Below are 25,450 nucleotides of genomic sequence, written 5' to 3' on the forward strand. Positions count from 1 at the left end.
GCAACCTCATGCGTGCAGCCCTCTACCAGGCCGCAGGCCACGTCACCGTCGAGGACGTTCCAGACGCCGCCCTGCACGAGCCCACGGACGCGGTCGTCCGCGTCGTCCGGTCCTGCGTCTGCGGGTCCGACCTCTGGTCCTGGCGCGGGGTGACCCAGCGCGAGCCCGGCTCGCGCCTCGGGCACGAGTTCATCGGCGTCGTCGAGGAGATCGGCCAGGACGTCCACACCCTCGCGGTCGGGGACCTCGTCGTCGCCCCGTTCCAGTGGTCCGACGGCACCTGCCCGGCCTGCCTGGACGGCATCAACACTCGATGTGAACACGGCGGGACGTTCGGCGCGCCCGGCGCCGACGGGGGACAGGGCGAAGCCGTCCGGGTACCCCTGGCCGACGGCACGCTCGTCGTCGTGCCCGGCGGCCTCGCGGGTGTCGACGAGCACCTGCTGCCGTCCCTGCTCGCGCTGAGCGACGTCGCAGGCACGGGCCTGCACGGGGCCGTCCTCGCCGACGTCTCCGAGGGCTCGACCGTCGCGGTCATCGGTGACGGCGCCGTCGGGCTCGCCGCGGTGCTCGGTGCCCGGTCCGTCCTCGGCGCCGAGCGGGTCATCCTGATGAGCAGCCACGAGGACCGCACGGCCATCGGACGCTCGTACGGCGCCACCGACGTCGTGAGCGTCCGCGGGGACGAGGCCGTCGCCGCCGTCCGCGAGATGACCGGGGGACTCGGGGTCCGACACGTCGTCGAGGCCGTCGGGACGCCGGAGTCCTGGGCGACGGCGATCGGCATGGCCCGGGTCGGCGGAACCATCGGCGCGATCGGCGTCCCGCACACCAGCCCGCAGCTGGGGATCTTCCAGCCGTTCGTGCAGCACCTGACGCTGCGCTTCGGTCTGGCGCCGGTGCGCCGGTACCTGCCCGACCTCGTCGCGCGCACGATGGCCGGCACCTACGACGCCGGCGCGGTGTTCGACCTGACCCTGCCGTTGGCGGACGTCGCGGAGGGGTACCGCGCGATGGACGAACGACGCAGCATCAAGGCGATGCTCGCGGGCTGACGGTCCATCCCGGTTCGCGCTGCTTGCGGTCGGGACCTCGCAGCGGCGGTCGCTCCGGGCTCGCTCGTCTCGGTCAACATGCGCCGATAATGCATATTATGTCAGTTCGTTCTCGTCAGCCCGTCCCTGCGCTGGTCACCGCAGCAGGGTCGTCCGGACCGCGATCGCGATGGTCGCTCCCGGAACGCCCGCTTCGAGAGCGGGCGGCGCCGTTGCCCCGTCGATCAGTCCGTGGTCGATGTCGACGACGAACGGCGCCGGATCGAACCGTGCGCCGTCGTCGAACACGAGCCGCCGGTCGCCCGACCACCGCACGGACCTGACGGCCCGGGTGAAGCTCTCCGACGTGGTCCAGCCGAGCAGGTCGCGGGCCACGACTTCGTGTGGTCCCCGGTCGACCTCGACCGTGATCCTGCCGAACCCGTCGTCGTGGAGCGCGAACAGCAGCCGCGCCTTCGCACGACGGCTCTGGTTGCTCTTCCACGCGCCCTGATCCGTGTACGTCCAGTCGCTCGCACGGAGCGCTTCGACCACGCGGGGCAGTGCCATCGTGTCGACCTCGCGGAGTTCCAGGAGCGTTCGGACCGCTGCCACGAGTGTCTCGCCGGCGAGCTGCCGTCTGGCTGCCGAGCGCAGTTCCTCGACACCGGCGGGGAGATGGATCCGGCCGAACTCCGCTCCTTCCCAGTAGCGCTCCCCGATCTCGATCAGCAGGTCCTCGTCGTCGGTCTCCCGCGTGTACAGGGCGAGCATCGATGAGGTGGGGACGTGCAGACCTTCGGTCCGGAGCAGACGAGACAGTGCATCCGCGGGCGCTCGGGCGGAGCGGAGGAACAGATCGGTCCGCGGTCCTTCATCGTGCCCGGGTTCTCCCCACGGAGCCGTCCGGTGTCCCGCCGTCGGCCAGACGTGGACCGTCCTGAGCTTCGGCACGATCAGGCGCCGTTCGTTTCTCGGTCCGATGGCACGCACACGTCAGAGCACCGCCACGGTCATCCCGGCCGACGCACTCGGCCCGTCCATCGCGACGAGCGCTGCGGGCAGTTCGTCGAAGGTGATCGTCCGGCCGACCGAGGCGTCCGGTCGCAGCCGACCGGCCACGACGTCGTCGAGCATCGCCGCGTACTCCCCCACGGAGATGCCGTGGCTGCCGAGCAGCTCGAGTTCCTCGGCGATCACGCGGCCCATCGGGAGGGCCGGCGCGGCTTCGTCGCCGAGCAGCAGTCCGACCTGGACGTGGCGCCCGCGGGGCCGGAGGGACGCGACGGCGTCGACCGACGTCGCCCGACTGCCGTAGGCGTCGATGGCGACGTGCGCGCCGCCGTCCGTGAGTCCTCGGACGCGTTCGACCGCCCGCTTCCCGGCCGGTACCACCCGCGCACCGAGTGCCTCGGCCCGCGCGAGTCCCGCCGGTGACACATCGACGGCGACCACGTGGGCGCCGGCCGCAACGGCGACGATCACCGCGGACAGGCCGACGCCGCCGCACCCGACGACCAGGACGTGCTCACCAGCACGTACCCGGCCCCGGGCGTGGAGCGCGTGGTAAGCGGTCCCGAAGCGGCACCCGAGCCCGGCCGCCTCCACGAACGCGACCGCGTCCGGGAGCGGCACCAGGTTGACGTCCGCGTGCGGGACGACGAGTTCCTCGGCGAAGGACCCCGGCACCGTGAAGCCCGGCTGCTGCTGGTGCGGACAGACCTGGGTGGCCCCGGCGAGGCACTCCGAGCAGCGCCCACAGGCGAAGACGAAGGGAGCGGTGACGCGGTCCCCCACGCGGTGGTCCCGCACGTCCGCACCGATCTCGGTGACGACGCCGGCGAACTCGTGTCCGGGGACGTGCGGCAGCCGCACGGAGTCGTCGTGCCCCTGCCACGCGTGCCAGTCGCTCCGGCAGACGCCGGTGGCGGCGACCCGGACGACCACGCCGTCGCTCGGACACGTCGGGCGGTCGATCTCGACGACGGAGGGGACGCCGGCGAACTCCTCGTACATGACTGCGCGCACGGCCCCATCCTGACAGGCGCAGGCCGCGCCGGCCGGGCCGACCAGACGCGACCGCTCGGTAGGCTCGTGGCATGTCCCCCACCGCGGTCCGCCGCAGCGCCCGGATGTCCCTCCTCGCGGTCCTCGTTGCCCTCACCAGCGTCGTCGTCGCCGACCGGGCCGACGCCCACTCGGCCCTCGTGACGAGCACGCCCATCGACGGACAGACCGTCACCGACCCGATCGAACGGGTCGACCTCACCTTCTCCGAAGCACCCCTCGCCGGCCTCGACGCCGGCCTCCGCATCGAGGTCCGCGACGCCGCAGGGCAGGACGTCTCCACGGGAGAAGTCCTCGTCGACGGCACCACGATGTCCAAGGCGGTCGAGCCCGAGGACGGTGCCTACACGGTCCTCTGGCGGTACGTCTCCCCCGACGGGCACCCGATCACCGGTGAACTCGGCTTCACGGTCGACCTCCCGGAGGCGGCGGCGAGCACCCCGCCGAGCGCCGCGAGCGGACCGCTGCAGCCGGGCGACGAGCCGACCGAGATCGTCGCGACGCTCGAGGCCACCCCGGTGGCGTCGGCCACGGACGACGATCCGCCGGTCGTGCCGACCCTGGTCCTCGGCGGGATCGGCGTCCTCGTGGTCGCCGCGGTCGTCCTCCTCGCCACACGTCGCCGACGAGCGCACGACACCGAGACGGACTGACTGGCGCACCGGCCGTCCGGCGGACCAGCCGCGGCTGCGTGACCGCGCCGAGCCGGACGGGAGGCCCGTGACGACGCCGCCACGAGCCTCCCGTCCGTCGCGTCGTCAGTAGGCGATGCGACCGGTCCGGTCGTGGAACTCCCCCGTGGGCCCGTCCGCGCCGAGCGTCGCGAGCGCGACGGTCGCGTCGGTCCCCTCCGTCACCGTCTGGTGCCCGGTGTTCCCGTTGAACGCGGTCGCCGTGTAGCCGGGGTCGCTCGCGTTCACCCGGAACGTCGGCAGGTTCTTCGCGTACTGCACCGTGAGCGCGATGACCGCCGCCTTCGACGCCGCGTACGGGATCGACGGCACCGGGTACTCGTCGTGTCCGGGGGTCGTGAGCCATCGCGTGAACCCGACGCCGGAGGCGACGTTGACGATGACGGGTGCAGCCGAGGCGCGGAGCTTCGGCAGTGCTGCCTGGGTCACGCGGACGATGCCCGTCACGTTGGTGTCGAGGACGGACGCCATCGCGGCCGCGTCGAGGTCGTCGACGCCGTGCGCGGATCCGAGGATGCCGGCGTTGTTCACCAGCACGTCGAGTTCGGGGACGGACGCGACGGCGGCGTCGATGCTGTCCTGGTCGGTCACGTCGAGCCGGACGGGGTGCGCGCCGAGTGCCCGGGCTTCCTCCCCTGCCGCGGTGTCACGCATGCCGGCGTACACGGTGTGCCCGGCCTCGATCAGGCGGCGGGCGGTCTCGAGGCCCAGGCTGCGGTTGGCTCCGGTGATGAGTGTCGTGGTCATGGGTCCACCCTGCACGCCGGCGTCCGTGCGTCCCAGGTGCCGGTCGACGGTGGGACCACGAGTACCACCCGGGCTGGCCCGACCGGCGGCAGGATGGAGCGATGAGTGAGTTCGCGACCGTGCTGCGTGCCTGGCGTGACCGCGTCACGCCCGAGGCGGTCGGGCTGCCGGCCGGTCCCGGACGGCGCACGCCGGGACTCCGCCGCGAGGAGCTCGCGGCGCTCGCCGGCGTCAGCGTGGACTACGTCGTCCGGCTCGAGCAGGGCCGGTCGGTGAACCCGTCGCCACAGCTGCTCGGGGCCCTCGCGACCGCCCTGCGGCTCGACGTCGCCGAACGTGACCACCTGTTCCGCGTGGCCGGAGCGGCGCCGCCGTCGCGCGGGCTCGTCCCCCGCCACGTCACGCCGGGCGTGCAGCGGCTCATCGACCGACTGGGCGACGTGCCCCTCGCGGTGTTCACCGCGACGCACGACATCCTGCTGTGGAACGACCTCTGGGCCGCGATGAACGGGGACCCCGAGCAGCTCGTGGGCATCGAGCGCAACCTGGTGTGGCGACACTTCATGGTCGGCCACGACGGCGTCGAGTACGACGACGAACACCAGGAGGAGTTCTCCAGCGACCTCGTCGCCGACCTGCGGACCGCGTTCGGGCGCTACCCGGGTGACCGAGCCCTCACGGACCTCGTCGCGCGGCTCCGGCGGGAGTCCCCCGAGTTCGAGCGTCGGTGGGCCGTCGCGCGGGTCGCCGAGCACCGTGCGAGCCGGAAGACCCTGCGGACGACGGTCGGCAGCATCGAGGTCGACTGTGACACCCTGAGCGTCCCGGGCGGGGACCTGCGGATCGTCGTCTACACGGTGGTGCCCGGGTCCACGGACGCGGCGAAGCTCGACCTGCTCCGGGTGACGGGGCTCCAGGCACTCACGCCCGGGTGAGCAGCAGCGACGCGTTCTGGCCGCCGAACCCGAACGAGTTGTTCAGCGCTGCCCGGACGCCCCCGTGCCGCGCCGCCCCGGCGACCACGTCGAGGTCGATCGCCGGGTCCCGGTGGTCGAGGTTCAGCGTCGGCGGCACGATCCCCGTCTCCAGGGTGCGCACGGTGAGGATGGTCTCGACCGCCCCGGCCGCGCCGAACATGTGGCCGATCGCGCTCTTCGGCGCCGTCACGCTCGCGCCCTGTCCGACGACGTCCGCGATCGCGGCGGCCTCGCTCGCGTCGCCGACCGGGGTGCCCGTGGCGTGGGCGTCGACGTGGTCCACGTCCGTCCCGGTCAGTCCGGCCATCCGGAGCGCGGCGGTCATGGCCCGCGCCTGACCGGAGCCGTCGGTCCGCGGGGCCGTGACGTGGAACGCGTCCGAGGTGATCCCCCAGCCCGCCAGCACGGCGTGCACCCGTGCGCGCCGGGCGGCGGCGTGGTCCGCGCGCTCGAGCACGACGATGCCGGAGCCCTCCCCCAGCACGAAGCCGCGTCGGTCCGCGTCGAAGGGGCGGGACAGCGTCGTCGGGTCCTGCCCCTCCGGCTTCGCGAGCGCCTGTGCCTGCGCGAACGACGCCATGGTCACGGGGGTCACCGCCGCCTCGAACCCGCCGGCCACGACGACGTCGGCCTCGCCGGTGCGGATGAGTCGGGCCGCCATGGCGATCGCCTCCGCCCCCGATGCGCACGCCGACACCGTCGTGTACGCCCCGGCCCGGGCATCGAGGTCGATGCTGACCTGCGCGGCGGCGCCGTTCGCCATGAGCATCGGGACCGTCCGCGGCGAGACGCGTCGGGCGCCGCTCCGGCCGAGCAGGTCGTGCGCGTCGAGCAGCGTGCCGATGCCGCCGATCCCGGTGCCGAGCACGACGGCCAGGCGGTCCGGATCGACGGTCGGTCCCCCGGCGTCCGCCCAGGCCTCCGCCGACGCGACGAGGGCGAGCTGCTGGCTCCGGTCGAGCCGCTGGGCCCGCACGCGACCGAGTGCAGCGTCCGCATCGAGTGCCGCCTCCGCGCCCACCCGGATCGGCACCGCTGCCCAGAGGTCCCCGTCGCGCTCGAGCTCGTGCACGCCGGACCGGCCGGCCACGAGCGCTTCCCACAGGGGCGCGACGCCGTGTCCGAACGGGGAGACGGCGCCCATGCCGGTGATGACGACGTCCGCTGCTTGCTGAGTTGTATGCTGCACAAGTCGAGTTGTACCACGTACAATCCGAGCATGGCAAGCACACGGGGTTCGGCGACACGGGCACGCATCCTCGCGGCGGCGGCGGACCTGCTCGGCGACCGCAGCGTCCGGACCCTGACCGTGAGCGACGTGGCACGGGCGGCCGGTGTCTACCCGAACCAGATCACCCACCACTTCGGCTCGAAGGACCGTCTGGTCGTCGATGCCGCCTTCGTCCGGTTCCTCCGCGACACCACACGACTGCAGGCAGCCGGACGCCGTGCCACCAGCGCTGTGGGCCTCCGGACGGTGCTCGCACGGACGGCGCTCGCGATGCCGTCCACGGCGCTGCTCGTCGGCGCACTCGAGAGCGCCCAGCACGACCCGCGCGTCCGCGAGCGGACGGCCACGCTGCTGGCGGTGCTGTTCCGGCAGTCCGAGCGCTACCTCGAGCGGGTCACCACCGATCGCGGATGGCGGAGCGAGCACGGTGTCGGCCGGGACGCCAGGACGTTCTGGAGTGCCGTCTTCGGTGCGGTGCTGTTCGCCACGGCTGGTGCCGTCGGCGGCCCGTCCGACGTCGACGTGGCCGCGACGATCAGCATCACCGACCGACCCGATCGACCCGACGCAGCCGACTGAACGCCGCGCCGCCGGCACCGACGGTCAGCCGGTCGAGCGCGCGCTACTCCCCGAAGCCGGAGCGGACGAGCTCCGCGAGGGCGTCGACCGCGTCCTGCGCGTCGTCCCCCGTCGCCTCGATGGTCACGGACGCCCCCTTGGGCAGCGCGAGCGCCATGATCCCGAGCAGGCTCTTCGCGTCGACGCCGTTCACGCGGACCGCGGCGTCGTACCGCGCGGCCGTCTTCACGAAGTCGGCGGCCGGACGGGCGTGCAGGCCCGTCTCGTTGACCAGCTCCACGGTGGTGGACGCGGCCACGTCGTGCGCCGCGCCGGCACCGTCGGCCGGCTCCGTGCCTCCAGGCTGGTCGTCCGGACGGGAGGCACTGCTCACTCCCGCCTCGTCCGCTGCGGCGGACGCCGCAGCAGCAAGCACCGCGCCCACGTCACCGCCGGTCTGCGCTGCGACCGCCGCGGCGACGGTGCCCTCCACGATCGGCGCGTCGGACACGTGCACGCGCGCACGGACCTCGTCGTCGAGGAAGTCGAGGGCCGTGTCGGTGGTCAGGTAAGCGGACCCGAGGTCGCACAGGACGACCACGTCGTCCACGGCGGCGAGCTCGTCGATGCCGGCCGTGATGGCCTCGAACGACGTGCCGATGCCGCCGTCGTCGGTCCCGCCGGCGGCGACGAGCCGGACGTCGGCGGCCATCTGCCGGGCGAGTTCGACGGTCCCGGTCGCGATCGCCGCACTGTGCGAGACGACCAGGATCCCGACGGTCACGCTGCGTCCACCGCGGCGCGGAGGATGTAGGCGGTCGACTGGGCCCCCGGGTCACGGTGCCCGACGGCGCGCTCCCCGAGGTAGCTGGCACGGCCCTTGTGCGCGACGAGGGGTTCGGTCGACTCTGCGCCGGTGACGGCAGCGTCGGCGGCGGCCTCGAGCACGCGTTCGGGCGACTCGCCGGCCTGCGCGGCCGTGGTCGCCGCGTCCACCGCCGGGCTCCAGGCGTCGATCATGGTCTTGTCGCCGACGGCGGCCTTGCCGCGGGACACGACACCGTCACGTGCCGCCGCGAGGACGGCGACCAGGGTGTCGGCGTCGAGCTCGGTGGCGTCACCGGCGGCCTGCGAGGCCTTCAGGTACGCGGTGCCGTACAGCGGTCCTGCTGCGCCGCCGACGGTGGAGATGAGCTTCGTCGCGACGGTCGTGAAGACCGCACCCGGCGTGTCGAAGGAGCCGGCGTCGATCGCCTCGACGACGGCCCGGAAGCCCCGGTCGAGGTTCTCGCCGTGGTCCCCGTCACCGATCTCCCGGTCGAGTGTGACGAGCTCTGCCCGGTGCTCGTCGATCGTCGCGGCGGTGCGGCGTACCCAGTCGATGGCCCATGCGGTGTCGAGCGCCAATTCTCGTTCCTTCCTGCGGTCGGTCGGTGGTCACCGACCCCAGCGCAGTGCCGGGGTCTCCACCGGAGCGTCCCAGAGCGTGATCAGGTCGTCGTCGAGCACCGTGACGGTGATCGAGAAGCCCTGCATCTCGAGGGACGTGACGTAGTCGCCGACCAGGCTACGCGCGACCTCGTGGCCGCGGTCGGACAGCACCTCGGCGGCGCGTCGGTACGCGATGTACAGCTCGGACAGGGGGGTGCCGCCCATGCCGTTCACGAACAGCAGGAGCCGGGACCCCGCCGGGGCGTCGAGGTCGGTGAGGATCGGCTCGAGGACCCGGTCGACGAGCGCGTCCGCCGGAGCCATGGGGATCCGCTCGCGGCCCGGTTCGCCGTGGATGCCGATGCCGAGCTCAGCCTCGTCCTCGGGCAGGGTGAACGAGGGCTCCCCCGCGTGCGGGACGGTGCCGGAGGCCAGCGCGAGCCCCATCGACCGCGTGACGTCGTTCACGTGGCGGGCGACAGCGGCCACCGCGTCGAGGTCGTCCCCGCGCTCGGCCGCGGCGCCCGCGCACTTCTCCACGACGACGGTGCCGGCGACCCCGCGACGGCCGGCCGTGTACAGGGAGTCCTGCACGGCGACGTCATCGTCGACCACGACCGTCTCGACGCGGATGTCGTCCATGCCCGCGAGTTCCGCCGCGGTCTCGAAGTTCAGCACGTCGCCGGTGTAATTCTTCACGATGTGCAGGACGCCGGCGCCGGCGTCGACGGCCTTCGTCGCGGCGACGATCGGATCCGGGGTCGGACTCGTGAACACCGGTCCCGGCACGGCCGCGTCGAGCATGCCGTGGCCGATGAAGCCCGCGTGCAGGGGCTCGTGCCCGCTGCCGCCGCCGCTGACCAGGCCGACCTTGCCGGACACCGGCGCGTCGACACGGTGCAGGTGGATCGGGTCCTCCACCAGGACGACGTGTCCGGCGTGTGCCCCGGCGAACCCGCGGACGGTCTCGAGGACGACGTCCTGCGGGTCGTTGATGAGCTTCTTCATGTGTGCCTCCACGGGTGTCGACGCCGGGACGAGGCCTGCACACCGCCGACGCCGTCCGGAGTGGGGCCAACCTACCGCGGTCGTGCGTTCCCTTCCACTGCACGTTCGTGCAGAGCGGTGCCGCCGGACCACGGCCGCGGAGGTCTCGGACGCACAGTGCCCGTGCACGTTCGTGCACTTTCACGCAGATCGCTCACGTGTCCATCGCCCCCGGTGAAAACCCGGCAGTATGCTCGCCACATTCACTCGACGGGGAGTGTCGGACCAGCGCCGGGACCCCCGAACTACAGCGCAATGGAGGTCACCGATGGACGGCATCGGAGTCAAGTTCCTGTCCGAACTCGTCGGCACGGCGATGCTCATCATCCTGGGTGGCGGTGTCGTCGCCGCCGTGTCGCTCAAGAAGTCGAAGGGCTTCGGCGCCGGCTTCCTGATGGTCACGATCGGCTGGGGCTTCGCCGTCTTCGCCGGTGTCACCGTGTCCTACAAGTCCGGCGGCCAGCTCAACCCCGCCGTGAGCCTCGCCCAGGCGATCCTCGGAAACATCTCCGTCGGCACGATGCTCCTGTTCTGGCTCGCGCAGCTCATCGGCGCGGTCATCGGCGCCGTGATCGTCTGGCTCGCCTACAAGCAGCACTTCGACGAAGAGCCCGACCCCGCCGCCAAGCTCGGCGTGTTCTCCACCGGACCGGCGATCCGCTCGTACGGGTGGAACCTCGTGACCGAGATCATCGGCACGTTCGTGCTCGTCTTCGTGGTCATCGCGTTCACGAACGGCAAGACCCCCGCCGAACTCGGCGCGATCCCCGTCGCCTTCCTCGTCATCGCGATCGGTGTCAGCCTCGGTGGCCCGACCGGGTACGCCATCAACCCGGCACGTGACCTCGGCCCGCGCATCGCGCACGCCTTCCTGCCGATCAAGGGCAAGGGCTCCAGCGACTGGGCCTACGCCTGGGTCCCGGTCGTCGGGCCCCTCATCGGTGGAGCGATCGCCGCCGGCCTGTCGGCTGCGCTGCTCCCCCTCGCCTGACACTCGACTTCCTCTCTCCTCCCCTCTCCCTCCACTGGGGCCGACGCCAGTGACGGCGTCGTCCGCAGCACCGAACCCTCACGAAGGAGCACCAATGGCCGACTACATCGTCGCCATCGACCAGGGCACGACCAGCACCCGAGCCATCGTCTTCGACCACTCCGGTTCGATCGTCTCGACCGGACAGAAGGAGCACGAGCAGATCTTCCCGCGCGCCGGTTGGGTCGAGCACGACCCGACGGAGATCTGGGACAACACCCGTGAGGTGATCGGTCAGGCCCTCTCCCGCGCCGACATCACCCGCCACGACGTCGCCGCCGTGGGCATCACGAACCAGCGCGAGACCGCCGTGGTGTGGGACAAGACCACCGGCAAGCCCGTCTACAACGCCATCGTGTGGCAGGACACCCGCACCCAGGCGCTCGTCGACAAGCTCGCCGACGGTGACACCGACCGGTACAAGTCGATCGTCGGCCTGCCGCTGGCCACGTACTTCGCCGGCACCAAGATCATGTGGATCCTCGAGAACGTCGAGGGTGCACGCGAGAAGGCGGAGGCGGGCGACCTGCTCTTCGGCACCACCGACACCTGGGTCCTCTGGAACCTGACCGGTGGCGTCGACGGCGGCGTCCACAAGACCGACGTCACGAACGCGTCCCGCACGCTCTTCATGGACCTCGAGACGCTCCAGTGGCGCGACGACATCCTCGCCGACTTCGGCGTGCCGAAGTCGATGCTCCCCGAGATCGTCAGCTCCTCCGAGGTCTACGGGCACGTCGAGTCGTCGAACCTGCTCCGCGAGGTCCCGATCGCCGGCATCCTCGGTGACCAGCAGGCCGCGACGTTCGGTCAGGCCGCGTTCGACAAGGGCGAGTCGAAGAACACCTACGGCACCGGCAACTTCCTCATCTTCAACACGGGCACCGACATCGTCCGTTCCGAGAACGGGCTGCTCACCACCGTCGGCTACAAGCTCGGCGACCAGGAGACGCACTACGCCCTCGAGGGTTCGATCGCCGTCACCGGGTCGCTCATCCAGTGGCTCCGCGACAACCTCGGCCTGATCCAGAGCGCCCCGGAGGTCGAGGCGCTCGCCAAGACCGTCGAGGACAACGGCGGGGTGTACTTCGTCCCGGCGTTCTCCGGTCTGTTCGCGCCGTACTGGCGTCCGGACGCCCGCGGTGCGATCGTCGGCCTGACGCGGTACGTCAACAAGGGCCACATCGCCCGGGCGGCGCTCGAGGCGACGGCGCTGCAGACCCGCGAGGTCCTCGACGCGGTGAACGCCGACTCCGGCGTGGACCTCACCGAGCTCAAGGTCGACGGCGGCATGACCGCGAACAACGAGCTCATGCAGTTCCAGGCCGACATCCTCGACGTCCCGGTCGTCCGACCCGTCGTCGCGGAGACCACGGCGCTCGGCGCCGCCTACGCGGCCGGCCTCGCCGTCGGCTTCTGGGCGAACCTCGACGAGCTCCGCGCGAACTGGCAGGAGGACCAGCGCTGGGAGCCGTCGCTCGACCCGGCCGAGCGCGACCGCACCCTCCGCCTCTGGAAGAAGGCCGTCACGAAGACCTTCGACTGGGTCGACGAGGACGTCCAGTAACACCAGGCACCACCGCATGCACTGGAGGCCCGGTGCCGGTCCACGGGACCGGCACCGGGCCTCCAGTCGGTTGCGCTGCCCGCCGGCGCCGATTCCGCCGGACGCGACCCCGGCTACGCCGCGCCGACCCAGTCGGCGAGCTTCCGCTCGGCGGCGCCGGAGTCGATCGCGTCGGCAGCGACGACCAGCTGTTCGCGGAAGCGGTGCAGGATCGGCCGGTCCCACTCGGTGGGGTCCTGGGCGAGCCGGAACGACACCAGGCCGGCGGCGGCGTTGAGCAGCACGACGTCGCGCACCGGACCGGTCTCCCCGGCCAGGACGCGTCGCACGATCGCGGCGTTGACCTCGGGCTCGCCGCCGAGGAGGTCCTCGATGCGGGCGCGGGCGATGCCGAGGTCGCGGGGATCGAGGTCGTGCTCGGTGACGCGACCGCCGGTGACCTCCCAGATGTGGCTGTGGCCGGTGGTGGTGAGTTCGTCGAGACCGTCGTCGCCGCGGAACACGAGCGCGGTCGCGCCGCGCGTCTGGAACACGCCGGTGATGATCGGCACGAGCTCGAGCTGGGCGACTCCGACGGCGTTCGCCTCGCACCGTGCGGGGTTCACCAGCGGGCCGAGGAAGTTGAACACGGTCGGCACGCCGATCTCCCGGCGCACGCCGGCCGCATGGCGGAACCCCGGGTGGAACGCGCTCGCGAACGCGAACGTCAGACCGACACGCCGGAAGGTGTCCGCTACGCGCTGTGCGTCCATCGTCAGGTCGAGGCCGAGGGCCGCGAGCACGTCGCTCGAGCCGGACTTCGACGAACTCGCGCGGTTGCCGTGCTTGACGACGGGGACGCCGGCCGCGGCGATCACGATCGCGGCCATCGTCGAGACGTTCACGGTGCCCACGACGTCGCCGCCGGTGCCGACGATGTCGAGCGCCATCGGGTCCACGTCCAGCGGAACAGCGGCATCGAGGATCGCGTCGCGGAAGCCGACGACCTCGTCGACGGTCTCGCCCTTCGCGCGGAGGGCCACGGCGAAGGCCGCGATCTGCGCGTCGGTGGCGCGACCACCCACGATGTCCTCCATGGCCCATGTGGACTGCCTGATCGTCAGGTCCTCGCGCGCCATGAGCGCGCTGATGACGGCAGGCCAGGTCAGGAGGTCAGACATACCCAGGATCGTACTGTTTTCGAACGACCCGCCAGTTGCCTGGCAAAACACTGTCGGTGGTTTCGGCCATAATGGACGCTGTGACAAGCACCCCTCTCTCCAGACCAGCCAGCGGTACGGTCCTCAACAGGCCGAACCCCGTTGCCGTGGGGACGATCGTGTGGCTGGGCAGCGAGGTCATGTTCTTCGCCGGCCTGTTCGCGATCTACTTCACGCTGCGCAGCACGTCCCCTCAGCTGTGGGCGGCCGAGACCGCCCACCTCGAGGTGCCGTTCGCGTCCGTGAACACCATCGTCCTGGTGCTGTCCAGCTTCGCGTGCCAGTTCGCCGTCTTCGCCGCTGAGCGCTTCCAGGTGCACCGCACCAGCTGGAACCCGCGCGACTGGGGCATGACCGAGTGGTTCTTCGTCACCTACTGCATGGGCGCCCTCTTCGTCTGCGGGCAGATCTTCGAGTACGCCAACCTCTGGCACGAGGGCATCACGCTCTCCTCGAGCGCCTACGGCTCGGCCTTCTACTTCACGACCGGGTTCCACGGCCTCCACGTCACCGGCGGCCTGATCGCCTTCCTGCTGACGCTCGGCCGCGGCTTCGCCGCCAAGAACTTCGGCCACAAGGAGGCCACCACGGCCATCGTCGTGTCGTACTACTGGCACTTCGTCGACGTGGTCTGGATCGGCCTCTTCGCAGTCATTTACCTTCTCAAGTAGGAATCGGACAGCACCCACCGCATGTTCAACAGCACCAAGTCCAAGAAGGGCCGCCGCTCCCCGCTGGCGACCGTGTCGCTCATCGTCGTCGGTCTCATGACCACCGGCGGTGCGTACGCGCTGTTCAGCTCCACGGCCAGCGCCGACGACAACGTCAGCACGGTCGCGTCGACGAGCCAGTCGCAGGTGAACGAGGGCCAGAAGCTCTTCGCGTCCAACTGCGCCACGTGCCACGGTCTGTCCGCCCAGGGCACCAGCCAGGGTCCGTCGCTCATCGGCGTCGGCGCCGCGTCGGTCGACTTCCAGGTCGGCACCGGCCGTATGCCGATGGCGGCGCAGGGTCCCCAGGCCGAAGAGAAGCCGACGCAGTTCACCAACGACCAGATCGACGCGATGGCCGCCTACGTGGCCTCGCTCGGCCCTGGCCCCGCGGTCCCGTCGTCCTCCCTCACCGACGGCAAGGACGCTGACACCGCGGCCGGTGCAGAGCTCTTCCGCATCAACTGCGCCATGTGCCACAACGTGGCCGGTGCCGGTGGCGCCCTGACCGAGGGCAAGTACGCCCCGAAGCTCACGGACGTCTCGGGCAAGCACATCTACGAGGCCATGCTCACGGGCCCGCAGAACATGCCGGTGTTCAACGACCTGAACATCACGCCGCAGCAGAAGGCGGACATCATCTCGTACCTCAAGTACGTGCAGGACAACGCCTCGCCGGGTGGGTTCGGCCTCGGCGCCCTCGGCCCGGTGGCAGAGGGTCTGTTCATCTGGATCTTCGGTCTCGGAGCGGTCGTCGCGATGACCGTCTGGCTGACCGCGAAGTCCAACTGATCGTCCGTGTCGAACGACACTGAAGGGAACACCATGGCAGAGCACGACGACGAGGCACTGAACTCGTCCTCGGCTGTCGAGAAGCACGGCGCGAACACGACCTCGGCCGGCACCGCGGTCCTGCCCGCTGAGCCGTTCGAGAACCCGGGCGAGCCGCCGCACCGCCCGCGCCGCACCGACGTCGACCCGAAGAAGCAGCGCCTGGCCGAGCGTCAGGTCGCCACGTTCTTCTACCTGTCGATCGTCGGCAGCGTCCTGTCGATCGCGGCCTACGTCGCCTTCCCGATCCAGGAAGACGACTTCGGATCGGTCCGCTTCGCGAACCTGTTCCTCGGGCTCTCCATCACCCTCGCGCTGCTGTCCCTCGGGCTCGGCGCCGTGTACTGGTCGAAGTCGCTCGTCACCGACCGTGAGATCTCCGAGCTCCGCCACCCCACGCGTGGCTCCGACGCGACGCGCGCCAAGGCGGTCGAGGCCTTCCAGCTGGCCGACAAGGAGTCCGGCTTCAGCCGTCGCAAGCTGATCCGCAACTCGATGATCGGCGCCCTCGTGGCGTTCCCGCTGCCCGGCATCGTCCTGGTGCGTGACCTCGCGCCGAAGGCCGACCCGAACGAGCTCCTCCGCCACACCATGTGGGCGAAGGGCACGCGGCTCACGAAGGACCCGACGGGCCTGCCGATCAAGGCGTCCGACGTCACCATCGGCTCCGTGTTCCACGTCATCCCCGACGGTCTCCTCGACAAGGAAGACATGCTCGAGGAGAAGGCCAAGGCCGCGGTGCTGCTCATGCGCCTCGACCCGAAGGACCTCCACCCCGCGAAGGGGCACGAGAACTGGGGTTACGACGGCATCGTCGCCTACTCCAAGATCTGCACCCACGTCGGATGCCCGGTCGCGCTCTACGAGCAGCAGACGCACCACCTGCTGTGCCCCTGCCACCAGTCGACGTTCGATGTCTCGAACAACTGCGAGGTCATCTTCGGACCGGCGGCCCGTCCCCTCCCCCAACTTCCGATCGCGATCGACGACGACGGCTACCTGGTTGCGCAGAGCGACTTCCACGAGCCCGTCGGACCGTCCTTCTGGGAGCGTGCACGCTGATGACCACCACAACCACACGGCCGTCCGCCACCGGCACCAAGCCGGCTCCGGACCGCGGGTCCCGCCTCATCGGCGGGCTCTCCAACTACATCGACGAGCGCACGAGCATCTCGGGTCTGGTGAAGGAGGTCGGTCGCAAGATCTTCCCCGACCACTGGAGCTTCATGCTCGGTGAGGTCGCGCTCTACAGCTTCGTCGTGATCCTGCTCTCCGGGACCTTCCTGACGTTCTTCTTCCAGGCGTCGATGGCGGAGGTCGTCTACGACGGCTCCTACATCCCGCTCAAGGGCGTCGAGATGTCCACGGCGCTGCAGTCCACGCTGAACATCTCGTTCGACATCCGCGGTGGGCTCTTCGTCCGCCAGATCCACCACTGGGCTGCCCTGCTCTTCGTGGCGTCGGTGATGCTGCACATGGCCCGCGTGTTCTTCACGGGTGCCTTCCGCAAGCCGCGCGAGCTCAACTGGGTCTTCGGCTTCCTGCTCTGGGTCCTGGCCATGGCCGAGGGCTTCACGGGCTACTCGCTCCCCGACGACCTGCTCTCCGGCAACGGTCTGCGCATCATCGTCGGCATGATCGAGGGCGTCCCGGTGATCGGCGTCTGGATCGGCTACCTGCTGTTCGGCGGGGAGTTCCCCGGCACCGCCATCGTCGGTCGTCTCTACACGCTGCACATCCTGCTGCTGCCGGCGATCCTCGTCGCGGTGCTCGGCATCCACCTCGTGCTCGTCGTGATCAACAAGCACACGCAGTACGCGGGCCCTGGCAAGACGAACGACAACGTCGTGGGCGTCCCGATCCTCCCGGCGTTCGCCGCGAAGGCCGGTGGCTTCTTCTTCATCGTCGCGGGCATCCTCGCCCTCATCGCGTCGCTGTTCACGATCAATCCGATCTGGAACTACGGCCCGTACGACCCGTCCCCCGTCTCGGCCGGTACCCAGCCCGACTGGTACATCGGCTTCGCGGACGGCGCGCTCCGTCTGGTGCCGCCGCACTGGGAGGTCCTGTGGTTCGGTTACACGGTGTCCTTCAACATCCTCGTGCCGATCGCGGTGCTCGTCGGGCTCATCCTCGCGATCTTCGTGTACCCGTTCATCGAGGGCTGGGTCACGGGCGACAAGCGTGAGCACCACATCGCCGACCGTCCGCGCAACGCCCCGACCCGCACCGCGCTCGGTGCCGCCGGTGTCACGCTCTACGCCAGCCTCTGGGCCGCGGCGAGTTCGGACATCATCGCGACGCACTTCCTGGTGTCGGTCGACTCGGTGATCCACGTGATCCAGGCGACGACGATCCTCGGTCCGTTCGTGGCCTTCTGGATCACCAAGCGCGTCTGCCTCGCACTGCAGAAGAAGGACCGCGAGATCGTCCTCCACGGCTACGAGTCGGGCCGCATCGTCCGTCTCCCGCACGGTGAGTACATCGAGGTCCACGAGCAGCTCGACGAGTACGAGCGCTGGCGTCTCCTGCAGTTCAACGAGTACAAGCCGCTCATGATCCGCCCGAACGCCAAGGGTCAGATCACCCCGGTGGAGAAGATCCGCGCGAACATGTCCCGCTTCTTCTTCGAGGACCGCATCGCGCCGGTCTCGAAGGCCGAGCTGGACGCGGCACACGCCGCGCACCACGGTCACGGGCTCGAGGGCTCGCACCAGGCACCGCAGGTGGGACCCGGCGACCACTGAGCCGCTCCCCCACGAACGACCCCCGTCCACGATGTGGACGGGGGTCGTTCTCGTTTCCCCGGGTGTCCAGACCCGCCGCCTCCGGTTCACCTGCTCGTCACGAACGTGTGCTGGACTCTCTCAGGACGGTGTGGCAACGTGTTGCACCACGCATCTGGAACGGGTGGCCCTCGCGGAGCCCGCCAACGGAATGAGAACCCGATGGAACCCCGGACGGCCGAACACCCCAGGCCGAACCACTTCCTGCTCCACCTCAGTGACACGCACCTCATCGCGTCGGACGGTGATCTCTACGGTGACGTCGACTCGGCCGCACGGCTGACCCAGATCGTCGCGGAGATCGAGGCCTCGGGCACGCGGCCCGAGGCGATCGTCGTGACCGGTGACGTCGCCGACAAGGGTGAACCCGGCGCGTACGCCCGGGTGCGGGAGATCGTCGAGCCCGCCGCGCGGCGCATCGGCGCGCAGGTCATCTGGGCGATGGGGAACCACGACGAGCGCGGCGCCTTCCGCCAGGAGCTCTTCGGCCTCCAGCCCACCGAGCGCCCCGTCGACTTCGTCTACGACGTCAACGGTCTCCGGGTCATCACCCTCGACACGAGCGTCCCGGGTGAGCACTACGGCATCGTCACGCCCGAGCAGCTCGACTGGCTCGCCGAGGTGCTCTCCGAGCCGGCCCCGCACGGAACCGTCCTGGCGATGCACCACCCGCCGGTGCCGAGCGTGCAGGACCTCACCGTGCTCGTGGAGCTGCGCGACCAGCGTGCCCTCGCCGAGGTCGTCGAGGGCAGTGACGTCCTCACGATCATCGCGGGCCACCTGCACTACTCGACGAGTGCCGTCTTCGCCGGCATCCCGGTGTCGGTCGCCAGCGCCACCTGCTACACGCAGGACCTCATGGAGTTCCAGGGCGGGACGCGCGGCCGCGACGGTGCGCAGTCGTTCAACCTCGTCCACGTGTACGGCCACGACGTCGTCCACTCCGTCGTGCCGATCGGGCACTACGCCACGGTCGGGGAGCCGGTGTCCGCGGCCGAGACCGAGGCCCGTCTGGCAGCGGCCGGCGTGGTCATCCCGCCGGCGGTGGAGCCGGCACCCGTCACCGCGAGCATCCCGGTGTTCACGCTCGACTCGGTGCCCCTCTCCCCCGTCCACCGCTGAGCCTGGCCGGACACTCGTCCTCGTGCCTGCGTGTACCGACCTGAGTGGTCACGACACCCCGTGTGTCGTCGCCGAGCGGTCGGAGACCGTCGTTCAACGTGTCGGCGGCCGACGCTCCTTGACCGTTCGCCAGAGCTGAGCGGGATGTCGTGACCGGTCGGCACCGGCTCCGGCACCGGCTCGGGGAGCACGGTGCGGAGACGGCCGGTCCCTCCTCGGCTCCGGGGAGCACGGCGCGGGGATGGCCGATCGCGTCGAAGTTCCAGGACTCGCCGCTCACGTTCGACGAGGTCCCGGGACTCACCGTCGCAGCACGTCGAGATGCCGTCATTGCGGAACCTCGACGGGGGGTCAGGACTCCGGGCGCTCCCAGGGGGCGGGGAACGGGAAGTACCGCTCGAGGAAGTCGGTGACGCGGGTGGTGCGCTCGTCGTCGGAGACCTCGGGGAAGCTGCCGTCGTTGAGGCAGAAGAAGTCCACGTTCCGCTTCTTGAGCAGGTCCTCGAGCGCGCGGAGGCCGGACTGCATCGTCGTGTCGATGTACCGCACCGGCGCGTTCTCCTGCACGATCGCCCGACCGGTGAGCAGCGCGTAGTAGTGGTAGAGCGAGTTGGTCACCGAGATGTTCTCTGCGGCGCGGAAGCGTGACGCTGCCGTCGCACGGAACTCGTCGGCGAACTCGTGCTCCATCTCGGTCATGATGCTCGCGCGGAGCGGCGTCGGCGCGTGTTCGAGGTGGCGGGTGGTCACGGCGCCGAAGCGCTGCTGCAGCAGACGCCGGTTCACACGAGCGGAGTTCTCGAACCCGCTGCGCCGGGGGTTGTTGACGCCGAGGCCGATCCGGGTGTCCGCGAGGATGAACTTCGTCACCGAACCCGGGCTGAAGAACACCGACGGGTCGACCTGGCGGCCGAAGAACATGTCGTCGTTCGAGTAGATGAAGTGCTCGCTGATCCCGGGGATGTGGTGCAGCTGCGACTCGACGGCCTGGGAGTTGTGCGTCGGCAGCACGGAGGGGTCGGCGAAGAACTCCTCGCTCCGGACGATGCGGACCCGCGGGTGGTCGGCGAGCCAGGCCGGCGCGGGCGAGTCGGTCGCGATGTAGATCGTCCGGATCCAGGGCGCGTACGTGTAGACGGACCGGAGTGCGTACTTGAGCTCGTTGATCTGGCGGAAGCGCGCGGGGGCGTCGTCGCCCTCGCCGAGCACGGCCGACGACTGCGCGGCCTGACGGGCACGCTGGTACTCGATCGCGTTGCCGTCGACCCACGAGAAGACGATGTCGATGGGGAAGCGGATGTCGGAGACGTGGTCGTCGAACATGTGCTCGACGGTGCGCCAGGTCCGCCCGTACCGCTCGATGTCGGTGAGGACGAACTCGTCGATCGGCAGGCTCCGGCGCATCAGCGCGTTCTCGACGGGCGCGAGCACCTCGATGTCGGTGACCCGCCAGAACTCGAGCTGCACGCTCGTCTCGGCGCCGTAGCGGAGCCGTCCGAGGGGCTCCAGCCGCGGCCGGAAGACGCGGAGGACCGGGTGGTCGACCGGGCCGAGACCGTCGTCGACGACGAGCACGGCCGGCTCTCCCGGCGGCTTGGCGTAGAACGGCTCCCCCACCGCGGCGTCCATCACGGCGGACTCGGCGCGCTGCCGGTCCCGCTCGTCGATCGCGATGACCGGACGCTGGTCGTTGCCGCGGATGAGCAGGTGGTCGACGTCGCCGGCGGTGAGCGCGTCGTCGAGGAAGAGCAGGTCCTCGATCATCGACTGCTGCGGCGTCAGGTGGCCGTTCAGCAGGGTGAACCGCCCCTTGCGCAGGACGACGTCGGGACGGTCGAGACCGCCGGAGGACGGGCGAGGGTTCAGCAGAGGACTCTCGGTCTCCGGCTCGGTCTCGTGGCTCATCCATGCCCTTCTGATCAGGTGGTGGGGTGGTGTCCCCGCCGCCAGCGATCCTACCGGGCGGGCGCGTCCTCCGTCGTCCGCGGCACCTTGACCGCGATCCCGACGACGATGAAGAGCGCCGCCGCCACGACCTGCAGCGCGGCCCAGACCTGGCCGGGGATCGGCACGACCACGAGGGGGTTCCAGCACACCGCGACGGCCGCCATGAGCACGGCGGCCCACCAGGCACGACCGCGGGCGGCGAACACGAGCACGATGAGGGCGAGGACCGTCACGCCCCAGCGGGCGAACACGAACGCCGGCTGGTCGAGGAACGCCACGCAGGCCAGCAGGACGATCGCCGCGATGAGCGACGGGGCGAGCGCGGGACGCGTGAACGGCGGCACGGAACCCGCGTCGGGACGGCCCCGTCCGCGACCCGATCCGGTGGTGCCGGCGGCGCCGGACCCCTCCGACGTCACACCGGAGCGGAGTGACGACCCCATCGCGGGTCGTCCCCTGCGCTGCGCCATCAGGCGGATGCCTCGTCGAGTTCGATGGCGGTGATCGGTCGGGACATCGGCGGCAGCCCGCGGAGCCGTTCGAGTGCCGGTGCGAGCTCGCCGACGTACGCGCGGTAGCCGTCGTCGGTCAGGTGCAGACCGTCGTCGGTGAACTGCTCGGCGAGGTGGTCGCCGTCAGCCAGCGCCGGCCACGCGTCGAGGTACTGGGCGTGACACGTCGCGACGAACTGCCGGAGGTGCCGGTTCGCCTCCTCGATGCGCGGCGCGTACTCCGCCTGCCGCGGCAGGATCGACACGAGCAGCAGCCGGACGCCGGGGAGCTCGCGGCGGAGCGTGACGAGGATGGTCTCGACGTTCCGCACGACGTGCTCGGCGCTCTTGCGGTGGTTGCCGAAGTCGTTCGTCCCGATGAGCAGGACGATCGCCTCGGGTGCGGCGGCGACGACGGCGTCGAGTCGCTCGAGCACGCCGTCCGTGGTGTCCCCGTTGATGCCGAGGTTCAGTGTGCGTTCCTCGGGGAAGTGGTCGGCCCACGCCCCGCCTGCGGTGATGCTGTCCCCCAGGAACAGGACCAGCCCGCGGTCGTCCTCGCTCATGATGCCTCCTCGTGCGCCGGTGCGCGGGACCCATTCTGCTGCGTGCTGTTGGTCTGCGTCGAGTCGGTGCGGTGCGCCTCCCGCTCGGCGCGGGCCGTGATGCGCTCGACCATGCCGGGGAAGATCACGCCGTGGAACGGGAGGATCGAGTACCAGTACAGCCGACCTGCCAGCCCCTGCGGGAAGTACAGGGCGCGCTGGTGGTAGTCGCAACCGCCGTCGTCCGTCGGGGTGACGGTCATCTCGAGCCAGGCGCGCCCAGGGGACTTGAACTCGGCACGCAGCCGCAGGTAGTGGCCACGGTCGAGGCGTTCGACACGCCACCAGTCGAGCGCGTCGCCCTGCTCGAGCCGCTTCGGGTCGCGACGACCTCGGTTGAGTCCGACGCCCCCGGCGATCTTGTCCATCCACCCGCGGGCGACCCAGGCGAGCGGGAACGAGTACCAGCCGTTCTCGCCGCCGATCGACTCGACGACGCTCCATACGGCCTCCGGCGGGGCCGCCGTGTGCCGGGTGCGGTCGTCGACGTAGACGGTGTGGCCGGCCCACTCGGGGTCGCTCGGCAGCGGATCGGCCGGCGTGTTGGAGAGCGTGGCGCTCCGCCAGCTCGTCTCCACCTCGGCCGAGCGCATGCGCGACAGCGCGAGCCGCACCGCCCGGCGGTACGAGGTGAGGCCGCCCTCGGGCTTCGGGACGTACTCGTCGATGTCGTGCTCGCGCTGCACGCACTCGAACTGCAGCGACTCGATGATCGGCGTCGCGAGCTTGCGCGGGATCGGGGTGACCAGGTTGAACCAGTGCGCGGCGAGCCCGGGGGTCATCACCGGCAGCGCGGTGATGGGCCGCTGCGGCAGCTTCGCCTCGACCGCGTAGCCGTTGAGCATCTGCCCGTACCGGAGCACGTCCGGACCACCGATGTCGAACGTGCGGTTGACGTCGGCGGGGATGTCGAGCGCGGCCACGAGGTAGTGCAGGACGTCCCGGACGGCGATCGGCTGGATCCGGTTGCGGACCCACCCGGGCGCCGGCATCCAGGGAAGCACGTCGGTCACGTGACGGATCATCTCGAAGGACGTGCTGCCGGAACCGATGACGACACCGGCCTGGTAGGCGATGGTCGGGACACCCGAGCCGAGCAGGACGTCACCGACCTCCTTCCGGCTCCTGAGGTGCTTGGAGAGCTCACCGTCGGGGTGCAGGCCGCCGAGGTACACGAAGCGGCGAACGCCGGCGTCCTTGGCCGCGGTGGCCATCGTCTGGGCGGCACGGCGCTCCGACTCCTCGAAGTCGCCGTCGGCTCCCATGGCGTGTGCCAGGTAGTAGACGGCCTCGATGCCGTCCACCGCTGCCGCGACGGCATCGGCGTCCTGGAGGTCCCCCTGGACCACGTCGATCTGCGACCGCCAGGGGACGTCGTCGAGCTTCTGCGGGGTGCGGACGAGGGCCCGGACCGAGTGGCCGGCTTCGAGGAGCCGAGGGACGAGGCGACCGCCGATGTAGCCGGTGGCCCCGGTGACGAGGACGCGCATGCACCGGACGGTACGCCGTACGCCTGGAGGGTAGGCTTCCGGGGTGTCCACAGCAGCGTTCTCCGTCTCCGCCGACGCGGTGCGTCGGCTCATCGACCACGCGATCCTGAAGCCGGAGCTCTCACGCGCCGACGTCGACGCCCAGCTCGACGAGGCAGCGACGCACCGTGTCTTCAGCGTCTGCGTCCGCCCGAGCGACGTCCGGCACGCCGTCGAGCGGCTCCGGGGCACCGGCGTCGGTGTCGGGACCGTGATCGGCTTCCCCCACGGCACCACCTCGACCGAGGCGAAGGTCGCCGAGTCGCTGCAGGCCCTCGCCGACGGCGCGTTCGAGCTCGACATGGTCCAGAACATCGGGGCCGCGAAGTCCGGGGACTGGGACCGCGTCCGCCAGGACGTCCGCGCCGTCGTGGACGCGGCGGGTGACACCGTGGTGAAGGTCATCCTCGAGACCGCCTACCTGACCGACGACGAGATCGTCGCCGCCAGCCGTGCCGCCATCGCCGGCGGTGCCGCGTTCGTGAAGACCTCCACCGGGTTCGCCGGCGGTGGGGCGACGACGGAGCACATCGCCCTCATGCGCCGGACGGTCGGCCCGGACACCGGTGTGAAGGCCTCCGGCGGCGTCCGCGGCCTCGACACGCTCGTCGCCATGGTGGACGCCGGCGCCGACCGCATCGGGACGAGCGCCTCCGCCCGCATCCTCGACGAAGTGGCGCACCGCGCCGCGACCGGCGTCGCCTCCGACGTCGGCGACGACACCACCTCCTACTGATCCGCGCCCGGCCGGAGACGGCCGGGCCACACCACCACCAGCACCGAGCCGGTGCAGGACCGACGCACGGTGCGCGTCGGGAGCTGCCCGAGCCTCCCGACCGTCGCATCGGAGCGTCCATGTCGAACACCGCACCCACCACCACCTCGTCGGGAGGGCTCGCCCTCGCCGTGGACCTCGGCGGCACGAAGGTGGAGGCCGCCCTGGTCAGCGACCAGGGCGTCGTGCTGCCGGGCAGTCGGTTCCGGAGCCCCACCGGGCCGGAGCGGTCCTCGGAACAGCTGCAGGCGGCCGTCGACGAGGCCGTGCGCGGAGCGCTCGCTGCGCTGCCGGCCGACGCGGCCCTGGCCGGCGTCGGGATCGGCTCGGCCGGACCCGTGGACGAGGAACACGGCCTCGTCTCGCCGCTGAACATGCCCGTCTGGCGCGGCTACCCGCTCCGCGACCGCATCGCGGCGCTGGTGCCCGCCGGGACGCCGGTCACGCTGCGCATGGACGGGCTCGCGATCACGCTCGCCGAGCACTGGCTCGGAGCGGCACAGGGGTCCGACCATGTGATGGGCATGATCGTCTCGACGGGTGTCGGCGGCGGGCTCATCCTGCACGGCCGGACCGTCAGCGGCCCCACCGGCAACGCCGGGCACATCGGACACGTCGAGTGCGGCGGGTTCGACGACGCGTGCGCCTGCGGCGGCACCGGCTGCCTGGAGGCCGTGGCCAGTGGTCCGAAGACCGTCGCCTGGGCGAGACGGCACGGCTTCACCGGGACGACGGGCGAGGAACTGGCAGCCGCCTACGCGGCCGACGACGAGGTCGCCGTGGCGGCGGTCCGGCGCAGCGGCCGGGCGCTCGGTCAGGCGATCGCCGCCGCGACGTCGCTGGTGGACCTCGAGGTGGTCGCGATCGGCGGCGGGTTCTCGCACGTCACGCCCGACCTGTTCGAGTACGCCAGGCAGGCGGTCGCCGAACGGGTCGAGTTCGGGTTCGTCACGAAGGTGCGGATCGTGCCGACCGGACTGTCCCAGGACGGGCCGCTCATCGGGGCGGCGGCACTGGTGCACCGGGCGCACGTCCTGCGCTGACCCTGCCGGGCGGTGTCCGGCTGTCCACAGC

General features: G+C 70.9%; 25 protein-coding genes. 13 read left to right on the forward strand and 12 right to left on the reverse strand.

Going from position 1 to position 25,450, the window contains the following annotated elements; translation table 11 throughout:
• Positions 1–8 precede the first annotated feature (8 nt).
• Positions 9–1,055: a zinc-binding dehydrogenase gene (locus FS641_RS00805; protein ID WP_144758495.1), complete on the forward strand. Its 1,047-nt coding sequence runs from the start codon at positions 9–11 to the stop codon at positions 1,053–1,055.
• A 135-nt stretch (positions 1,056–1,190) separates the two neighbouring features.
• Here FS641_RS00805 and FS641_RS00810 read toward each other — a convergent pair whose 3' ends face one another.
• Complete coding sequence (locus tag FS641_RS00810) at positions 1,191–1,808, reverse strand: hypothetical protein (protein WP_144758498.1); 618 nt, start codon at positions 1,806–1,808, stop codon at positions 1,191–1,193.
• 222 nt (positions 1,809–2,030) lie between these two features.
• Positions 2,031–3,062, reverse strand: a complete 1,032-nt coding sequence (locus FS641_RS00815) for an alcohol dehydrogenase catalytic domain-containing protein (protein ID WP_144758501.1) — start codon at positions 3,060–3,062, stop codon at positions 2,031–2,033.
• 71 nt (positions 3,063–3,133) lie between these two features.
• On the opposite strand from FS641_RS00815, the gene FS641_RS00820 reads away from it, so the two are divergent.
• Positions 3,134–3,754 (forward strand): copper resistance protein CopC, encoded by a 621-nt coding sequence (locus FS641_RS00820; protein ID WP_144758504.1) that lies wholly within the window; start codon positions 3,134–3,136, stop codon positions 3,752–3,754.
• A gap of 105 nt (positions 3,755–3,859) precedes the next feature.
• Here the strand turns inward: FS641_RS00820 and FS641_RS00825 are convergent, their stop codons facing one another.
• Positions 3,860–4,540 (reverse strand): SDR family NAD(P)-dependent oxidoreductase, encoded by a 681-nt coding sequence (locus FS641_RS00825; protein WP_144758507.1) that lies wholly within the window; start codon positions 4,538–4,540, stop codon positions 3,860–3,862.
• Between the two features lie 101 nt (positions 4,541–4,641).
• Here FS641_RS00825 and FS641_RS00830 point away from each other — a divergent pair, with 101 nt between their 5' ends.
• The gene (locus FS641_RS00830; protein ID WP_144758510.1) at positions 4,642–5,475 is read left to right on the forward strand and encodes a helix-turn-helix domain-containing protein; all 834 of its coding nucleotides are present in this window, start codon (positions 4,642–4,644) and stop codon (positions 5,473–5,475) included.
• Here the strand turns inward: FS641_RS00830 and FS641_RS00835 are convergent.
• Positions 5,462–6,706 carry a beta-ketoacyl synthase gene (locus FS641_RS00835; RefSeq protein ID WP_222122027.1) on the reverse strand — a complete coding sequence of 415 codons (1,245 nt, stop codon included), beginning with the start codon at positions 6,704–6,706 and terminating at the stop codon, positions 5,462–5,464. The genes FS641_RS00830 and FS641_RS00835 overlap by 14 nt on opposite strands.
• Positions 6,707–6,736: 30 nt before the next feature.
• Between FS641_RS00835 and FS641_RS00840 the strand changes: the two genes are divergently transcribed.
• The gene (locus FS641_RS00840; RefSeq protein ID WP_260855567.1) at positions 6,737–7,327 is read left to right on the forward strand and encodes a TetR/AcrR family transcriptional regulator C-terminal domain-containing protein; all 591 of its coding nucleotides are present in this window, start codon (positions 6,737–6,739) and stop codon (positions 7,325–7,327) included.
• A 43-nt stretch (positions 7,328–7,370) separates the two neighbouring features.
• Here FS641_RS00840 and dhaM read toward each other — a convergent pair whose 3' ends face one another.
• From dhaM to dhaK, 3 genes are read right to left on the reverse strand one after another with little or no spacing between them, the layout of a single operon-like run.
• Entirely contained in the window at positions 7,371–8,090 is a 720-nt protein-coding gene (gene dhaM, locus FS641_RS00845; RefSeq protein WP_144758517.1) for a dihydroxyacetone kinase phosphoryl donor subunit DhaM, read from the reverse strand.
• Entirely contained in the window at positions 8,087–8,713 is a 627-nt protein-coding gene (gene dhaL / locus FS641_RS00850) for a dihydroxyacetone kinase subunit DhaL (protein ID WP_144758520.1), read from the reverse strand. The genes dhaM and dhaL overlap by 4 nt, the downstream gene beginning before the upstream one ends.
• A gap of 30 nt (positions 8,714–8,743) precedes the next feature.
• Positions 8,744–9,745: a dihydroxyacetone kinase subunit DhaK gene (dhaK, locus tag FS641_RS00855; RefSeq protein WP_144758523.1), complete on the reverse strand. Its 1,002-nt coding sequence runs from the start codon at positions 9,743–9,745 to the stop codon at positions 8,744–8,746.
• Between the two features lie 307 nt (positions 9,746–10,052).
• Here dhaK and FS641_RS00860 point away from each other — a divergent pair, with 307 nt between their 5' ends.
• Positions 10,053–10,775: an MIP/aquaporin family protein gene (locus FS641_RS00860; RefSeq protein ID WP_144758526.1), complete on the forward strand. Its 723-nt coding sequence runs from the start codon at positions 10,053–10,055 to the stop codon at positions 10,773–10,775.
• A 94-nt stretch (positions 10,776–10,869) separates the two neighbouring features.
• Positions 10,870–12,381, forward strand: coding sequence for a glycerol kinase GlpK (glpK, locus tag FS641_RS00865; RefSeq protein WP_144758529.1), 1,512 nt, complete (start codon positions 10,870–10,872; stop codon positions 12,379–12,381).
• A 113-nt stretch (positions 12,382–12,494) separates the two neighbouring features.
• Here the strand turns inward: glpK and trpD are convergent, their stop codons facing one another.
• Positions 12,495–13,541 (reverse strand): anthranilate phosphoribosyltransferase, encoded by a 1,047-nt coding sequence (trpD, locus tag FS641_RS00870; RefSeq protein ID WP_144758532.1) that lies wholly within the window; start codon positions 13,539–13,541, stop codon positions 12,495–12,497.
• Between the two features lie 71 nt (positions 13,542–13,612).
• Between trpD and FS641_RS00875 the strand changes: the two genes are divergently transcribed.
• From FS641_RS00875 to FS641_RS00895, 5 genes are all read left to right on the forward strand, one after another.
• The gene (locus tag FS641_RS00875; RefSeq protein WP_144758535.1) at positions 13,613–14,251 is read left to right on the forward strand and encodes a heme-copper oxidase subunit III; all 639 of its coding nucleotides are present in this window, start codon (positions 13,613–13,615) and stop codon (positions 14,249–14,251) included.
• Positions 14,252–14,272: 21 nt separating this feature from the next.
• On the forward strand, positions 14,273–15,082 hold the full coding sequence (locus FS641_RS00880) for a cytochrome c (protein WP_144758538.1): 810 nt from the start codon (positions 14,273–14,275) through the stop codon (positions 15,080–15,082).
• Between the two features lie 33 nt (positions 15,083–15,115).
• Positions 15,116–16,183 carry a ubiquinol-cytochrome c reductase iron-sulfur subunit gene (locus FS641_RS00885; protein ID WP_144758541.1) on the forward strand — a complete coding sequence of 356 codons (1,068 nt, stop codon included), beginning with the start codon at positions 15,116–15,118 and terminating at the stop codon, positions 16,181–16,183.
• Positions 16,183–17,868 carry a ubiquinol-cytochrome c reductase cytochrome b subunit gene (locus tag FS641_RS00890; protein WP_144758544.1) on the forward strand — a complete coding sequence of 562 codons (1,686 nt, stop codon included), beginning with the start codon at positions 16,183–16,185 and terminating at the stop codon, positions 17,866–17,868. The genes FS641_RS00885 and FS641_RS00890 overlap by 1 nt, the downstream gene beginning before the upstream one ends.
• A gap of 201 nt (positions 17,869–18,069) precedes the next feature.
• Complete coding sequence (locus FS641_RS00895) at positions 18,070–19,029, forward strand: phosphodiesterase (RefSeq protein ID WP_144758547.1); 960 nt, start codon at positions 18,070–18,072, stop codon at positions 19,027–19,029.
• Between the two features lie 351 nt (positions 19,030–19,380).
• Here FS641_RS00895 and FS641_RS00900 read toward each other — a convergent pair whose 3' ends face one another.
• Genes FS641_RS00900 through FS641_RS00915 form a run of 4 tightly spaced genes read right to left on the reverse strand, consistent with a single transcriptional unit; the run spans position 19,381 to position 23,562 of the window.
• Entirely contained in the window at positions 19,381–20,934 is a 1,554-nt protein-coding gene (locus tag FS641_RS00900) for a stealth conserved region 3 domain-containing protein (RefSeq protein WP_144758550.1), read from the reverse strand.
• Positions 20,935–20,984: 50 nt separating this feature from the next.
• The gene (locus tag FS641_RS00905) at positions 20,985–21,419 is read right to left on the reverse strand and encodes a DUF6804 family protein (protein WP_260855568.1); all 435 of its coding nucleotides are present in this window, start codon (positions 21,417–21,419) and stop codon (positions 20,985–20,987) included.
• Between the two features lie 26 nt (positions 21,420–21,445).
• Positions 21,446–22,033 (reverse strand): GDSL-type esterase/lipase family protein, encoded by a 588-nt coding sequence (locus FS641_RS00910; protein WP_144758553.1) that lies wholly within the window; start codon positions 22,031–22,033, stop codon positions 21,446–21,448.
• On the reverse strand, positions 22,030–23,562 hold the full coding sequence (locus FS641_RS00915; RefSeq protein ID WP_144758555.1) for an SDR family oxidoreductase: 1,533 nt from the start codon (positions 23,560–23,562) through the stop codon (positions 22,030–22,032). The genes FS641_RS00910 and FS641_RS00915 overlap by 4 nt, the downstream gene beginning before the upstream one ends.
• 43 nt (positions 23,563–23,605) lie before the next feature.
• On the opposite strand from FS641_RS00915, the gene deoC reads away from it, so the two are divergent.
• Together deoC and FS641_RS00925 are read left to right on the forward strand one after the other, a co-directional pair.
• The gene (gene deoC, locus FS641_RS00920) at positions 23,606–24,337 is read left to right on the forward strand and encodes a deoxyribose-phosphate aldolase (protein WP_144758558.1); all 732 of its coding nucleotides are present in this window, start codon (positions 23,606–23,608) and stop codon (positions 24,335–24,337) included.
• Between the two features lie 119 nt (positions 24,338–24,456).
• Complete coding sequence (locus FS641_RS00925) at positions 24,457–25,419, forward strand: ROK family protein (protein ID WP_144758561.1); 963 nt, start codon at positions 24,457–24,459, stop codon at positions 25,417–25,419.
• Positions 25,420–25,450 lie beyond the last annotated feature (31 nt).

This window comes from Curtobacterium sp. 9128 (assembly GCF_007673775.1).
Classification (GTDB): Bacteria; Actinomycetota; Actinomycetes; order Actinomycetales; family Microbacteriaceae; genus Curtobacterium.